The 14,294-nt window shown below is 65.9% G+C and carries 12 protein-coding genes and 1 pseudogene; 1 reads left to right on the top strand and 12 read right to left on the bottom strand.

What is annotated here, in order from left to right; genetic code table 11:
* Nucleotides 1–24: 24 nt before the first annotated feature.
* From tatA to Cocul_RS03565, 9 genes and pseudogenes are all read right to left on the bottom strand, one after another.
* Complete coding sequence (gene tatA / locus Cocul_RS03605) at nucleotides 25–270, bottom strand: Sec-independent protein translocase subunit TatA (protein ID WP_055121910.1); 246 nt, start codon at nucleotides 268–270, stop codon at nucleotides 25–27.
* Nucleotides 271–281: 11 nt separating this feature from the next.
* The gene (locus Cocul_RS03600) at nucleotides 282–1,214 is read right to left on the bottom strand and encodes a helix-turn-helix transcriptional regulator (protein WP_055121909.1); all 933 of its coding nucleotides are present in this window, start codon (nucleotides 1,212–1,214) and stop codon (nucleotides 282–284) included.
* Nucleotides 1,211–2,158 carry a helix-turn-helix transcriptional regulator gene (locus Cocul_RS03595; RefSeq protein WP_055121908.1) on the bottom strand — a complete coding sequence of 316 codons (948 nt, stop codon included), beginning with the start codon at nucleotides 2,156–2,158 and terminating at the stop codon, nucleotides 1,211–1,213. The genes Cocul_RS03600 and Cocul_RS03595 overlap by 4 nt, the downstream gene beginning before the upstream one ends.
* Nucleotides 2,148–3,479: a Pup--protein ligase gene (gene pafA / locus Cocul_RS03590; RefSeq protein ID WP_055121907.1), complete on the bottom strand. Its 1,332-nt coding sequence runs from the start codon at nucleotides 3,477–3,479 to the stop codon at nucleotides 2,148–2,150. Before pafA ends, Cocul_RS03595 begins: the two co-directional genes overlap by 11 nt.
* Before the next feature lie 5 nt (nucleotides 3,480–3,484).
* Nucleotides 3,485–3,661: a ubiquitin-like protein Pup gene (locus Cocul_RS03585; protein ID WP_069723564.1), complete on the bottom strand. Its 177-nt coding sequence runs from the start codon at nucleotides 3,659–3,661 to the stop codon at nucleotides 3,485–3,487.
* Nucleotides 3,662–3,686: 25 nt separating this feature from the next.
* Nucleotides 3,687–5,198 carry a depupylase/deamidase Dop gene (gene dop / locus Cocul_RS03580; RefSeq protein ID WP_055121905.1) on the bottom strand — a complete coding sequence of 504 codons (1,512 nt, stop codon included), beginning with the start codon at nucleotides 5,196–5,198 and terminating at the stop codon, nucleotides 3,687–3,689.
* Entirely contained in the window at nucleotides 5,176–6,738 is a 1,563-nt protein-coding gene (arc, locus tag Cocul_RS03575) for a proteasome ATPase (protein WP_055121904.1), read from the bottom strand. The genes dop and arc overlap by 23 nt, the downstream gene beginning before the upstream one ends.
* A gap of 29 nt (nucleotides 6,739–6,767) precedes the next feature.
* Complete coding sequence (locus Cocul_RS03570) at nucleotides 6,768–7,604, bottom strand: tRNA (adenine-N1)-methyltransferase (protein ID WP_055121903.1); 837 nt, start codon at nucleotides 7,602–7,604, stop codon at nucleotides 6,768–6,770.
* Between the two features lie 33 nt (nucleotides 7,605–7,637).
* Nucleotides 7,638–8,860, bottom strand: a pseudogene (locus Cocul_RS03565) (M18 family aminopeptidase).
* A gap of 34 nt (nucleotides 8,861–8,894) precedes the next feature.
* Between Cocul_RS03565 and Cocul_RS03560 the strand changes: the two are divergent.
* Entirely contained in the window at nucleotides 8,895–9,689 is a 795-nt protein-coding gene (locus tag Cocul_RS03560) for a RecB family exonuclease (RefSeq protein WP_055121902.1), read from the top strand.
* Here the strand turns inward: Cocul_RS03560 and Cocul_RS03555 are convergent.
* The 3 genes from Cocul_RS03555 to aspA all read right to left on the bottom strand — a co-directional run bounded on the left by Cocul_RS03555 (nucleotide 9,686) and on the right by aspA (nucleotide 14,268).
* The gene (locus tag Cocul_RS03555; protein ID WP_055121901.1) at nucleotides 9,686–11,332 is read right to left on the bottom strand and encodes a formate--tetrahydrofolate ligase; all 1,647 of its coding nucleotides are present in this window, start codon (nucleotides 11,330–11,332) and stop codon (nucleotides 9,686–9,688) included. The two genes, Cocul_RS03560 and Cocul_RS03555, sit on opposite strands and share 4 nt — an antisense overlap.
* Nucleotides 11,333–11,386: 54 nt before the next feature.
* Nucleotides 11,387–12,694, bottom strand: coding sequence for an anaerobic C4-dicarboxylate transporter (locus Cocul_RS03550; protein WP_055121900.1), 1,308 nt, complete (start codon nucleotides 12,692–12,694; stop codon nucleotides 11,387–11,389).
* Between the two features lie 95 nt (nucleotides 12,695–12,789).
* A complete protein-coding gene (gene aspA / locus Cocul_RS03545) occupies nucleotides 12,790–14,268 on the bottom strand; it encodes an aspartate ammonia-lyase (protein ID WP_055121899.1) in 1,479 nt (492 codons plus the stop codon).
* Nucleotides 14,269–14,294: the final 26 nt, after the last annotated feature.

Below are 14,294 nucleotides of genomic sequence, written 5' to 3'. Positions count from 1 at the left end.
ATCGGGGTTCTTCTTACTCACGGTCTAGAGGGTATCGCGGTAATCAGAGGTGTTCTGGGTCAGGTTGGGCTGAGCCTGGGCGGTCTGGGAATTGTTTTGCGTGATGGCCTGGGGGGTCTCATCGTCCTTGTGCATCTCCTTGACCTCGGACTTGAAGATGCGCATGGAGCGGCCCAGGGAGCGGGCGGCATCGGGAAGCCGACGCGCGCCGAAGAGCAGCACGAGAAGAACCGCGATGATGAGAAGTTCGGGGACACCTAGATTAGGCATGAGGGGCCTTTCTAATCGAACGTGGTGGTCTGCGAGCCATCATAGGCGGCCAACGCCTGCGATGCCCGGAGAGACACCTGTGAACTTACCTGGGGTGGGCTGAGAACTTTCACCTTATCCGCATTGCTGAGCGCAAAGCGGACCAACCACTCCTGCGTACCATAGGGCATGGTAGCCGCAACCCACTCCCCCTCGGGATCCTCTGCCAAGGTCATGGGGTAATACTCGGCCAACCACGCGGCCTCGCGGCGCACCTTTAGGTGTGCCTGGTGCTCCAGGGCAAAGGAAAAATCCACCCCGGACGGGGCCTCGGCGGGCTTATCGACGACCTCCGGGGCTGCCATGCGATCCAGGCGGAAGGTACGATGCCCCTCCTCCCAGGCGCTGAGGTACTGGTGGCCGGAATCCATTACCACCCGCAGCGGAGTGACCTCGCGTTCCCGCTCGGTATCGCTGCTGGCGGAGGAATACCGAAAACGCAGTTGCTTCTTCTCCGCGATGGCCTGGCTAATGCGCTTCCCCACCGTGGAATCCTCCTGCTGGGGAGTGGAATCGAAGATGGCGCTGGCCCCCGTGATCGTCCTCAACTTGGATGCGGCCGAGCGCACCGAGGGGGCGTGAACCAAGCCAGGCTGATTCTCCAGGGACTCCAGCATCATCAGCAGCACGGAAGCCTCGGCGGCGCTGAGCCGCAGCGCACGATCCAGACCCTGATTATTGGTGATGCGCACGGAGGTATAACTGTGCACCATATCCACCAGGTTGTCCGGCATTAGCCCCGGCAGCCCGCAGCAGAACAGGCGATTGAGATCCGCCATGATCTCCTGGGGCGTGCGCCCCAGATCGCGCGCCGCCTCGAACACGGAGCGGCCAGGGTGGGCCTCAAAGTACGGAATGAGGTTCAGCACGCGGGCCAGTTCCTCCACCCGGTTGAGATTATTCATGCCGCCTCCCCCAACAGGGCGAGGATCTCCCTGCGCAGTTCCCCATCGTCCAAGAGGATCGCATCCGGGCCATAGGCGGCCACGGTGCGCACCAGCCAATCCCGATCCACCCCGGACAGCGTCACGATCTCCCCGTTCACGGTCCCCGCCTCGCGCAGGGCCAGCCCGCGCCCCGGGCGCAGGCGCACCCGCGCGTCTACCCGCTGCCCCCGGTTTTCTAAGGCCTCGATCACGATGTCCTGAAGATTATGATCGCCCGGCCCGTGCTCGCGGGAACCTACCTCGTGAAAATCGGTGGTGCGCAGGAGGCGGAAGGAGCGCGGCTGAGCGCGCTCCACGTCAAAGCCCACCAGGTAGAGGCGATCGCGATGATTGACAATCCCCCAGGGATCCATCACCCGCGTGGCGGCACCCCGATACCGAAACTCCAGGCGGCGCCCCCGAGTAATCGCGGCCACGATGGTGGTCAAGGCGCGGGCGGAGAGTTTATCCCAATCCCCGCCCCCGGCGATCCCCGGGGCCTGCGCACCCAGGTCGCGCTGGGCGCCGCTGGCAGCGATCTTCGTCCACCCGGAGCGGGCAAAGGCCCCCAACTGTCCCCCGCGCCCCATCTGCCCGGCCAGGCCCAAAACGGCGGCCTCGCGCGGGGTGAACTCCACCGACTCTAGCTCGTAGTCCTCCTCGCGCAGACGATAGCCGGGAACCCCCTCGTGCGTCCCGCGCTCTAAGGGAACCCCCGCCTGGGCCAGAGTGCGCAGGTCACGCTGAAGGCGCTTGCGTGCGGTATCCTCGCCAACCCCGCCGTATCCGGCCACATGCTGGCGCAGCCAGGCGCTCGTGAGGTAGGGCCTCCCGCTGCGGGAGGCATCCAGCAAGGCAAAGGTGAGGTTCACCAGGCGTTCCACCTCGGTGCTTCCAGCGCCTTCAGCGCTTTTAGCGCCCATGATGTTCCTCCATATAAGCGATGAGATCATCCATCCGGGGATCGATGGCGGCAAAGGGATCACCGAGCTCGATGAACTGCGGCTCGGGCCGGTTGACCTTCAGCCGCAGCCAGTCCGCCGTCACCGGGGCACCAAGCTCCCGGGCCCGGGACAAGAACTCCCCGCGCAGCCGGGCCCGGGTGGTCTGCGGCGGGGTGTTGGCCGCCTGAAGCACGTCCTCCTCGGTGCTCCACCGCCGGATCAGCCCCTTGGCCTCTAGCACGCGGGCCAGGCCCCGGCCGGGACGAATATCGTGATAGGCCAGGTTGATCTGGGCCAGGCGCGGGTGATCCCAGCCGCAATCCAGGCGCTGGCGGTAGCGCTCCAAGAGGGAATGCTTAATGGCCCAGTCGATCTCCCGCTCGATCCCGGAGTAATCCCGCGTTTCTAGGGCCGTGATCGTGCGCCGCCACAGATCCACCACCGCGCTCAGGTTTTTATCCTCGGGGCGTTGGCCCAGCCATTCCTCGGCGGCCTCGCACAGCGCCGATTGCAGTTCCAGGGCGGTGAGCGTGGAGCCGTCGGTGAGGGAAAGCGGCGCGTGTGAATCCTTATTCACGGCGCGAATGGCGGCGATAGGATCGGCCAGTTCCCACCCGGGCAGCGGGTACCCCTCCTCCAGCATCTCTAAGACCAGGAGGGTGGAACCCACCTTGAGGGCCAGGGTGGGCTCTGCCATCGAGGAATCACCCACGATCACGTGCAGGCGGCGATACCGCGTGGAATCCGCGTGGGGTTCATCGCGGGTGTTGATGATGGGGCGCGAGCGCGTGGTGGCCGAGGACACCCCCTCCCACACCTGCTCGGCACGCTGAGAAAAGCGAAAGCCACCGTCGATATTCCCCGCTCCGCAGATGATCTGGCGGGTGACCATGAAGGCGAGCAATTGGCGACCCAGGGTCTTGAGCACGGTGCCCCGGCTAATGAGGTAATTCTCGTGGCAGCCATAGGAGTTGCCCACGGAATCCAGATTGTTCTTAAAGAGGTAGATCGGGGTGTCCAGGGTTTTTTCCACGCGGCGGGCGAGGCCATCGACCACCGCGTCCCCGGCGCGCTCCTGGGCGATGAGCTGCGGGAGGCTATCGCATTCCGCCGTGGCGATCTCCGGGTGTGCGCCCACGTCGAGGTAGAGGCGTGAGGCGTTGCGCAGGAACACGTTGGAACTGGAATACTCCTCCACCACGGGGCGGAAAAGCTCGCGGGCCACATCCTCGGGGCTCAGCCCCCGGTGGCCGGTGCTGAGGCCGTACTCCGTTTCGATGCCAAAGATCCTGCGGAACATGGGGGTTATTGCCCGCCCTTCTGCACATAGGAGTTGACGAACTCCTCGGCGTTATCCTCCAGGAGATCATCAATCTCGTCGAGGAGATCGTCGGTGCCCTGGGTATTGATCTGAACCTGGGCGGCGTCCAGGGGGGCGTCGCTGGGCTCGCCCTGGTCGCCGGTGTGGCGCTGACGATGAATGTGCTCGGACACGAAAAACTCTCCTTTACTGGGGGTAATGGTAGATGGGATAGCCGCGCTGTTCTAGGGCGGAAAAGACCTCGGTGGCGCTGGTGGCCTCGGCAAGGAGATCGCCCACCTCCGCCTCGGTGAGGGCATGGACTTCCGGCATGGAAAGGCGCATCGAGGCAAGGGCCAGGGACTGCCAGCTGGCGGCGGCGATCTCCTCCGGGAACCTGGCCAGCATGTGGCCGCGCAGCCAGGCCCGGGATTCCGCCGGCGGGGTGGCGGCGGCGCGCCCGATCTCCTCCGGGGTGAGCAGGGTGCGCATACGCCCTTTGCGAACCAGGGCGCTATACAGGCTGCGTCGGGGATCGACGTCGCTGTATTGCAGGTCGATCAGGCGCAGCCGGTGATCGTCGTCCGCCGCCCCGCGATGCTGGTAGGAGCGGATCAGCGCGTACTTGGCCACCCAATCCAGCAGGTGCGCGGCGCTCAGCGGATCGTGAGACACCAGGGCGGCGGCCTCGTCCCAGGCCGCCACCACGCGCGCGTCCGTCGGGGTGTCGGGCCGCACGCGCGCCCGATACTCCCCCAGGATCTCTAGGGCGGTGAGTTCCCGGCCGTCCCGGAGCGCCAGGCGGGTGCTGAGGGTGAGATCCCGGGAGACGCGGCTAAGGTCCCCCACCGGATCGCACAGGCGCAGATCGCTAAAGTCCACTCCCGCCTCGATGGCGTCCATCACCAGGGAGGTCATGCCCAGCTTGAGCAGGGTGGAGGTGTGCGAGCGGTTCGCGTCGCCCACGATCACGTGCAGGCGGCCGTAGCGCTCGGCATCGGCGTGGGGTTCGTCGCGGGTGTTGATGATTCCGCGGTTGAGCGTGGTCTCCAGGGATACCTCCTGGCGGAAGTAATCGGCGCGCTGGGAGATCTGAAAACGATGCTCCTGGCCCTCCTCGCCCACCCCCATGCGGCCCGCCCCCACGAGCACCTGGCGGGTGACAAAGAAGGGAATGAGCGCCTGGCTGAGATCCTCAAAGTCCGTGGCGCGGGAGTAGTGATAGTTCTCGTGCGCGCCGTAGGAGGCCCCCTTGCCGTCCACGTTGTTCTTGTAGATCTTCAGCGGTGGGCACGGATCGTGCCCCTGAAGCACTGAGGTGCCTTGATCGCTGAGGCGCTGCACGTCGAGCGCCGCCTGGTGCACGATGGTGTCCCCGGCGGCATCGTAAAGCATCGCCTGCCAGGCATCGACGCACTCCGGGGAGGAGTATTCCGGGTGGGCGTGATCGACGTAGAGCCGTGCGCCGTTGTGCAGCATGACGTTGGCCACGCCCACCGCGTCCGGATCCACCACGGGAACCGTGTGGTAGCGGCGCAGGTCAAAGCCCCGGGTATCGCGCAGCGGGGATTCATCGTGATAATCCCACCGCGAGCGGGCCCCGGTGTGCACCGCCGCGTAGGCCACCACCGCGTGCGTGGAGGTGATGATGGGGCTCAGGCCGGGCTCGCTGGGCGTGGCGATCCCGTACTCCGTTTCAGTTCCCAGGAATCGTGCCATGGCTCTCACCATATCGGAGCGCGCGGGCCTCGATGACGCGCGCGTCCTTGCGCCCGACGATGCGCGACCACTCCTCCGGGTTGGAGGTATTGGGCAGATCCTCGCTCTCGCGTTGCTCCGCGGCCACCGCCGCGCGCATGTGCTCGGCGGTGATCCCCGCCTGGGAGGCCCCGGCCAGGTGCTCCTTGATGGCGATCTTCTTGGCGCGATCAACCACGTTGGAGATCATCGCCCCGGAGGCAAAATCCCCGTAGTGCAGCACCGCCGTGGAACCGTCGCTCAGGGTCAGCTCCACGTAGGGGCGCGGGGCAAATATCTCCGCCACGGCGGCCTCGATGAGTTCCTCCGGGGGCTGGGCCACGGGAATATCCCCGCCCACGTAGCGGCGGAAAATATCGCGGGCGGCGGCCGGGCCGGGGCGCTCGATGCGGATCTTCACATCCAGGCGGCCGGGGCGGAGAATCGCCGGATCGATCAACTCCTCCCGGTTGGTAGCGCCGATGACGATCACGTTGTGCAGGCTCTCCACCCCGTCTAACTCCGTGAGCAGCTGGGGGACGATGGTGGTCTCCACGTCCGAGCTCCGCCCGGAACCCCGGGTGCGGAAGAGCGATTCCATCTCGTCGAAGAAGATGATGACCGGCCGGCCCCCGGAGGCTAACTCCCGGGCGCGCTCGAAGATCGTGCGGATCTGGCGCTCCGTCTCGCCCACGTACTTGTTGAGCAACTCCGGGCCCTTGACGTTGAAAAAGTACGCGGAGGAACCACCGCGCCGGGACAGGGAATGGGCCACCGCCTTGGCGATGAGCGTTTTACCGCAGCCGGGCGGCCCGTAGAGCAACACGCCCTTGGGCGGGCGCAGGTCATAGGCGGCGTAGAGCTCCGGATGGCTAAAGGGCAGCTCCACGGCGTCGTGAATCTGCTCGATCTGGGCATCGAGCCCCCCGATGTCCTCGTAGGTGACGTTGGGCACCTCCTCTAGGGAGAGCTGGGCCACCTCGGAGCGGGGCACCACCTCGAAGCCATAGGCGGACTTGGGATCGTAGATCAGCGTATCGCCCACCTTAGGCGGGTGCTCCAGCAGCGGCCCCGCCAGGCGGATCACCTGCTGATCCCCCGTGGAGTCCTCCACCACCGCCCGGTGGCGGCCCAGCAGCTGCGTGATGGTGGCCAGCTCCCCGGTGCTGCGAAAGCCTGTGCCCTCTAGCAGCTGGTGGCCCTGCCCCAGGCGCACCTCCACCCCCGGGATGAGATCGGCCAGGCACACCATCGGGGACATGGGCACGCGCAGCCGCCGCCCCTGGCTCATGATCTCGGCCGAGGAGCCGTCGTCGGAGCGCTCCAGGAACGTCCCGTACGTGGACGGCGGGGCCGCCATGTCCTCGATCTGCTGGTAGAGATTGGACAGTTTATCCCGGGAGGACTTCAGCATCTCCGCCAGCTTGGCGTTGCGCTCCCCCAGGTACCTGTTGTTGCGTTTGAGCTCCTTGACCTCGTCGGCAAAATCAATCATCCGGGCGTCGGGGCGTGGGCTGCTCATGTGTCTAGCCTAGCCTAAGCAAAAACCGCCTATCGACGCGCCTTGCGTTGCGGCCGCGGGGGCGTCACCCCGTCCGCTAAACGACGCGCGCTCACCAGGAACGCCGTGTGCGCGTTCATGCGGTGCTCGGGGCGGGTGGCCAGGCCCTCCACCCGCCAGTCGCGCACCAGGGACTCCCAGGCGCGCGGCTCGGCAAAGCACTTGAGCCCCCGGATCGTTTCCATCGTGTTCATCAGCTGCGGCACGGTGGCCACGTACGTCATCAGCACGCCGCCGGGAATGAGAAGATCGCGGGCGGTATCCAGGAAGTGCCACGGCTCCACCATGTCCAGGATGATCCGATCCACCGGCCCGCCAAGATCCGCCGCGCGCACCTGCCCAAAGTCCCCCAGGCGCGGGTGCCAGTTGGCCGGGCGCTGGCCAAAATACTCGTCCACATTATTCTCGGCGTATTCCAGGTGATCCTTGCGGATCTCGTAGGAAAATACCTCCCCTTTCTCCCCCACGGCCCGCAGCAGCGCCATGGATAACGCCCCGGAACCCGCCCCGGCCTCCAACACCCGTGCCCCGGGAAAAATATCGCCCTCCACCAGGATCTGGGCGGCATCCTTGGGATAGATCACCGCCGCGCCGCGCGGCATGGATAGCACGTGATCCACCAGGAGGTGCCGGAAGAGCAGGAACTCGCTGCCCTGCACCGAGCGCACCACGCTGCCCTCGTCCAGGCCGATGATGTCATCGTGGAAGATCTGCCCCTTGTGCGTGTGAAACACCCCGCCCTCGGTGAGCACGATGGTAAAGTGCCGCCGCTTGGCGTCGGTAAGTTGAACGCGATCGCCGGGCTGAAAGGGGCCGGAATAGGCCATGAGGGGTGCTCCTCCTATGGGGCTCGGGGGTACTTAACTGTTGATCAAGTATGCCTCAAGGGCCTCCCGGAACCACACCATGTCCTGCGCCGCACAGACCTCGCGGGCTGAATGCATGGACAGCAGCGGCACGCCCACGTCCACGGTGTCAATGCCCAGGCGCGTGGCGGAGATGGGGCCGATGGTGGAACCACAGGGCACCGCATTATTGCCCGCGAACACCTGGGAGGGCACGCCCGCGGCCTCGCAGCACCGCCGCCACATCGCCGTGGTGGCGGCGGTAGAGGCATAGCGCTGATTGGCGTTGATCTTGGTCACCGGGCCGCGCCCGAGTAGCGGGCGGTGCTCGGAATCGTGCTTCTCCGGGTAATTGGGGTGCACCGCGTGCGCGGCATCGGCCGAGACCATCGTGGAGCGCGCGTACAGGGGATACGGATCGAGCCCGCAGGCCGCCGCGATGCGATCCAGTACCTCCCCCAGCATCGGCCCAGCCGCCCCGCGCGTGCTGGCGCTGCCCACCTCCTCGTGGTCAAAGGCCGCCAACACCCAGATGTCCGTGCCCTCCTCCCCCGAGGCCACCGCGCCCTCCAGCGCGCGCATACCCGCATACACCGAGGTCAGATTGTCCAGCCTGCCCGAGGCCAGCAGATCGCCGCTGAGGCGGGGCGGCTGGGCGTCGGCAAGCATAAGCCAGTGCCCAAAAATGTCATGGGGCTCCACGCCCGCGGCCTGGGCGATCACCTCACTCACGGTGGACTCGGCCGCCGTAAGAATGGGCTGCACGTGCGTTTGACGGTTGATCTCCGCATCCCGATCCAGGTGAATGGCCAGGCGCGGGATCCGCAGCACCGGCTCCGTGTGGATCAGGGTGCGGGAGCCATCGGCCAGCACCACCTCCCCAGCCAGGGACAACTCCCGGTCGAACCACGAGGACAGCAGCGGCCCACCGTAGACCTCCACCCCGGCCTGCGGCCACCCCGCAGAGAAGCGTTCCGGCTGCGGCTTCAGCACAAAACCGGGCGAATCCGTGTGGGCCCCGATGATCCGCACCCCGGAATCCGGGCCCACCTCCTCGGGCACCCACCACGCCACGACGGCCCCGCCCCGGCGCAGGGAGAGTATCCCCCGGTGGGCAGGGCCCAGGTGCGGGCCGGGTCGAGGGCAGAAAACCCCAGGCGGCGCTCCACCTCTCGGGCAGCGTGCGCCGCGCTGGGGGAGGCGGCAAGGAAATCGAGGAAATCGGTGGTCTCATTCATACCCACCAGTCAATCATGGTTAGGCTGGGAAGCCATGAGTTCTCCGGCCCTCTCCCCCTCGCGCGCCAACGATTATCAGCAATGCCCCCTGCTTTATCGCTTCCGGGCGATTGATAAACTCCCCGAGCCCTCCACCGTGGCGCAGGTCAAGGGAACCCTGGTGCACGCCGTTTTAGAGGACATGCACGCCTGGCCCCGCGAGCAGCGCTCCTACCCTGCGGCCGTCAAGCGCCTTAAGCCGCACTGGGAGCGCATGTGCGCGGAGGACCCAGACCTCGTGGAACTCGTGCCCGAGGAATACCCCTTCCTGGTGGAGTGCCGCACCCTGCTCAAGGGGTACTTTATGATGGAAAACCCCCAGGGCTTTGACGCCCACTCCTGCGAGCAATACGTGGGCACCACCCTGCCCAACGGGGTGCCCGTGCGCGGCTTCATCGACCGCATCGACATCGCCCCCACCGGTCAGGTGCGCGTGGTGGACTATAAGACCGGCAAGAAACCGCCGCCGCGCTACGCCCAGAGCGCCCAGTTCCAGATGCGCTTCTACGCCCTGGTGTATTGGCGGCTGCACGGAAAGATCCCCGATCAACTCCGCCTTATGTACCTCAAGGTGCATGACGACATGCTGCTCTCCCCCTCCAAGGAGGAACTGGAGTACTTTGAGCGCGACCTCGCCCGCCTATGGGAGGCCATCGTCCGCGACGGGCAGGACGGCACCTTTGCGCCCAAGACCTCCAAACTCTGCGGCTGGTGCTCCTTCCAGGAATACTGCCCCGCCTTCGGGGGCACCCCGCCGCAGTACCCCGGCTGGCCGGGGGAAGCGCCCTAGAACAATCCGCTGATGGTGCCGTCGGCGGACATGTCGATGCCGTTGGCCGCCGGACGCTTAGGCAGCCCCGGCATGGTCATCACGTCCCCGGTGAGCACCACCACAAAACCCGCCCCCGTGCGCGGCAGCAGCTCGCGCACGTGCAGAGTGTGCCCCTCCGGCGCACCCAGCGCCGAGGGATCGTCGCTGAAAGAATACTGCGTCTTAGAAATGCACACCGGCAGCCGATCCCAACCGTGGCGACGCAGGCGCGCCAAGTCCTTCTTCGCGCGCGGTGAAAACTCCACGGCGGCGGCCCCGTAGATTTCCCGGGCGATGGTAGCAATGGATTCCTTTATCCCCTCGCTCGGATCGTACAGCGGGTGGGAGCCCTCCCCGAGGTGATCCATGACGGCCCGGGCCAGATCGGCGGCCCCCGCGCCGCCCTTGGCCCACACCTCCACCTCGCACAGCCGCACGCCCTGATCCGCGGCCCAGCCGGCCACCACCTCGCGCTCCGCCGAGGTATCGGCGCTAAACAGGTTCAGCGCCACCACCGGCTCCACGCCGAACCTGCGCACGTTGCGCACGTGGCGATCCAGGTTCACCAAACCCCGGCGCAGCGCCTCGGTATCCTCCACGGAGTAATCCTGGGCCTCGCCGTTAAACTTCAGGGAGCGAATGGTGGCTACGATCACCGTGCCCGCCACGTCCAGGCCGTAGCGAGCCTTGATGTCAAAGAACTTCTCCGCCCCCAGATCGGAACCAAAGCCGGCCTCCGTGACCACCACCTCCCCGCACCGAAGCGCCGTGCGGGTGGCCAGCAGTGTATTGCATCCGTGGGCGATATTGGCAAAAGGACCGCCGTGCACAAAGGCCGGAGTGCCGCCCAGCGTTTGCACCAGGTTGGGGTGCAGGGCGTCCTTGAGCAACGCCGCGAGCGCCCCCTGGGCCTGCACATCCGAGGCCGTCACCGGCTCCCCGGCGTAGGTATATCCGATGGTGATGCGCCCCAGGCGTTCCTTGAGATCCTCCGCGTCCGTGGCCAGGCCGAGCACCGCCATGATCTCGCTCGCGGCGGTGATGGTAAAGCCCGTCTCCGTGGGCACCCCGTGGGCCCTCCCGCCCAGGCCCGTGATGACCCCGCGCAGGGAACGATCGTTGACGTCCAGGCAGCGCTGCCAGGTCACCTGGCGCGGATCAATGCCCAGGGTATTGCCCTGGTGAATGTGATTATCAATCAGCGCGGCCAGGGTATTGGTGGCCGCCGCGATGGCGTGGAAATCGCCCGTAAAGTGCAGGTTAATATCCTCCATGGGCACCACCTGCGAGTATCCCCCACCCGCGGCGCCGCCCTTGATCCCCATGACCGGCCCCTGCGAGGGCTCCCGCAGCGCGGCGACGGCGCGATGCCCGGCCTCCCGGAGGGCATCGGCCAGGCCGATCAACACGGTGGACTTGCCCTCCCCCGCGGGCGTGGGCGACATCCCGGTAACCAGGACGAGCTTGCCGGGTTCTTGCTGAGGCAAGGCGCTGACGTCCACCTTCGCCTTGGTGGTGCCGTAGGGAATCAGCGCGGCCTCGGGAAGACCCGCGCGCCGGGCGATCTCGGTGATCGGTTCCAGGCGGTGTGCCTGGGCAATATCAACATCGGTGAGGGTCATGATGTTTAGCCTAGCCGCGCGGGGTGCGGCGTGGGGGGCGATGCGGGATCAAGGCTAGAGCAGAACCGAGCCGAAGAGATACCCCAGCGCCACCGCAATCACCGTGTACACCACACCCGGAATGAGGAAGGGGTGATTAAACACGGCCCGGCCGATGCGGGTGGAGCCGGTATCGTCCATCTCCACCGCCGCGAGCAGCGTGGGATACGTGGGCAGCACAAAGAGAGCCGACACCGCCGGGAAGGCCGCCACGGCGGTCAGCGGGCTCACCCCCATGGCCAGCGCGGCGGGCATGAGCGCCTGGGTGGTGGCGGCCTGCGAGTACAGCAGCGCGGCGGCAAAGAAGAGCACCACGGCCAGCAGCCAGGGGCTGGACTGAAGCACGGAACCGGCGAGGGACTCGATGCCCTCCATGTTGTTCTTGATGATGGTGGTACCCAGCCAGGCCACGCCCAGGACGCAAATGCAGGCGGACATGCCGGAGCGAAACACCTGGGTGTTGAGGATGTCCCCGGCCGGAATCCTGGTGACCACCACGATGACGGTGGCGGCGCTGAGCATCAGCGCCATGATCGCCTCATTGCGCGGCAGCGTGGGATCCGCGATCAACCCCACCTGGGAGGAGGTGAGCGTGGCGTACAGCACCACCAGCACGATGGCGGCCAGGAAGATCCCCACGGAGGCCTTAGCCGCGCGGGTAGGGCTATAGGCGGAGCTTATCGACGGCTCCTTGACCAGGCCCTGCTCCATGCGCTCGCGGTAGATCGGATCATCCTCCAACTCCTTGCCCAGGCGATTGCTCAACCAGGCCGTGGGGAAGATAGCGAGGAACGTGGCGGGAATGACCACCGCAAGCAGTGAGAGATAGGACACCCCCAGGGGCTCAAGGATGGAGGCCAAAAAGACCACGGCGGCGGAGATGGGCGAGGCCACGATGCCCATCTGCGCGGCCACCACCGCCACCGAGAGCGGGCGTGAAGGGCGCACCTTGCCCTCCTTGGCCACCTCCACGATCACCGGCAGCGTGGAAAAGGAGGTGTGCCCGGTGCCGGCAAAGACCGTCATGAGATAGGTGACCACCGGGGCCCAGAACGTAATCTGGCGGGGATTGCGCCGCAAGAAACGCTCCGCCCAGTACACCAGGAGATCCATCCCCCCGGCGCGCTGCATGGCGGCGATGGCGGCGATCACCGCCATGATGATGCCAATGACGTCGAAGGGAATGTCTTCCCGGCTCACCGGAACGCCGGTGAGGCCCAGGAGCAAGACGCCGAGGCCACCGGCAAAGCCGATGGCGATGGAGCCAAGCCGGGCGCCCAGCACGATCGCCGCGAGGACGATCGCAATATGCAGGATCAGCATCGGAGAAAGCCCTTTCCGATATGCGGTTATGTAGCACCGCTAATTATCCTGCGTGGGCCCCTGGCCAGGCAACTTATGTGAGATTGCTTAACCGATTAATCGTCCAGATAAATGGTGCCGCGGAACTCCGGGTGCATGAGGTTCTCCTTGGACAACACCCGATCCAGGGTCTCCTTATCCATCAGACCCTTGTCCAGCACCAGGTCGCGCACCTTGGCCCCGGTGGCGGCGGCCTCCTTGGCAATGAGATCGCCGTTGTGGTGGCCGATGAAGGGGTTGAGGTAGGTGACGATGCCGATGGAGTTTTCCACGTAGGCGCGGCACACCTCCGCGTTGGCGGTGATGCCCGTGACGCACTTGGTGCGCAGCGTATCCGCAGCGTTGCGCAGGATACGCAGGGACTCGAACAGGGCCTCCCCGATCACTGGCTCCATCACGTTGAGCTGCAACTGGCCGGCCTCGGCGGCCATCGCCACGGTGAGATCATTGCCAAAGACCTTGAAGCACACCTGGTTGACCACCTCCGGGATCACCGGATTGACCTTGCCCGGCATGATGGAGGAGCCCGCCTGGCGTGGGGGCAGGTTGATCTCGTGGAGGCCCGCCGTGGGGCCGGAGGAGAGCAGGCGCAGATCGTTACAGATCTTGGAGAGCTTCATGGCCGCGCGCTTGATCGCGGAATGCGCCAGCACGTAGGCGCCGGTATCGGAGGTGGCCTCGATGAGATCCTTGGCGGACTTGATCTCCAGGCCGGTGGTCTCGCTGAGGGCGGCCACCACCTGATGCCGGTAGCCCGCAGGCGTGTTCACCCCGGTGCCAATGGCCGTGGCCCCGAGGTTGACCTCCAGGAGGCGATCGGCGGCCGCCCGCATGATGGCCTGCTCCTCGCTGAGATTGGAGGCGAAGGCGCGGAACTCGTCGCCCAGGGTCATGGGCACGGCGTCTTGGAGCTGCGTGCGGCCCATCTTGAGGATGTCCTCGAACTCCGCGCCCTTGGCCTGGAAGGCGGATTGGAGGGCGTCGTAAGCCTCGATGAGGCTCATCAACTCGTTGTACACGCCCAGGCGGAAGCCGGTGGGGTAGGCATCATTGGTGGACTGCGACATGTTCACGTCATCGTTGGGGTTGATGATGTTGTAGGAACCCTTGGGCTCGCCCAGGTGCTCCAGGGCGAGATTGGCGATCACCTCGTTGGTGTTCATGTTGAGGCTGGTTCCGGCCCCGCCCTGGAAGAGGTCGATGGGGAATTGATCCATGCACCGGCCCTTCTCCAGGATCTGATCGCAGGCCCAGATGATGGCCTCCGCTTTCTTCCGAGGCAGGGTGTGCAGGCGGCGGTTGGCCATGGCCGTGGCCTTTTTCACCTGAACCATTCCACGAATGAAGGCGGGCACCTGATTGATGGTGTTGCGGGAGATCTGGAAGTTCTCCACGGCGCGCAGGGTGTGAATGCCGTAGTACGCGGAGGCGGGAACCTCCATGGTTCCCAGCAGATCCTCCTCCGTCCGAGTACCCGGGGTGGGGGTGCTCGCTTCCTGAGTCTTAGCCTTGGCAGTCTTTTTCGACGTGGCCATGTGGAAACGGCGTCCTTTCTCGATGG

Origin of the sequence: Corynebacterium oculi (genome assembly GCF_001412105.1) — a bacterium.
Classification (GTDB): domain Bacteria; phylum Actinomycetota; class Actinomycetes; order Mycobacteriales; family Mycobacteriaceae; genus Corynebacterium; species Corynebacterium oculi.
Note: the sequence above shows the minus strand (reverse complement) of the source record. Positions and strands in the feature narration are given on the sequence as shown.

Excerpts from the sequence above, each read along its gene's own strand:
- tatA (WP_055121910.1), bottom strand. The coding sequence starts at position 270 with ATGCCTAATCTAGGTGTCCCCGAACTTCTCATCATCGCGGTTCTTCTC.
- Cocul_RS03600 (WP_055121909.1), bottom strand. The coding sequence starts at position 1,214 with ATGAATAATCTCAACCGGGTGGAGGAACTGGCCCGCGTGCTGAACCTC.
- Cocul_RS03595 (WP_055121908.1), bottom strand. The coding sequence starts at position 2,158 with ATGGGCGCTAAAAGCGCTGAAGGCGCTGGAAGCACCGAGGTGGAACGC.
- pafA (WP_055121907.1), bottom strand. The coding sequence starts at position 3,479 with ATGTTCCGCAGGATCTTTGGCATCGAAACGGAGTACGGCCTCAGCACC.
- dop (WP_055121905.1), bottom strand. The coding sequence starts at position 5,198 with ATGGCACGATTCCTGGGAACTGAAACGGAGTACGGGATCGCCACGCCC.
- arc (WP_055121904.1), bottom strand. The coding sequence starts at position 6,738 with ATGAGCAGCCCACGCCCCGACGCCCGGATGATTGATTTTGCCGACGAG.
- Cocul_RS03570 (WP_055121903.1), bottom strand. The coding sequence starts at position 7,604 with ATGGCCTATTCCGGCCCCTTTCAGCCCGGCGATCGCGTTCAACTTACC.
- Cocul_RS03560 (WP_055121902.1), top strand. The coding sequence starts at position 8,895 with ATGAGTTCTCCGGCCCTCTCCCCCTCGCGCGCCAACGATTATCAGCAA.
- Cocul_RS03555 (WP_055121901.1), bottom strand. The coding sequence starts at position 11,332 with ATGACCCTCACCGATGTTGATATTGCCCAGGCACACCGCCTGGAACCG.
- Cocul_RS03550 (WP_055121900.1), bottom strand. The coding sequence starts at position 12,694 with ATGCTGATCCTGCATATTGCGATCGTCCTCGCGGCGATCGTGCTGGGC.
- aspA (WP_055121899.1), bottom strand. The coding sequence starts at position 14,268 with ATGGCCACGTCGAAAAAGACTGCCAAGGCTAAGACTCAGGAAGCGAGC.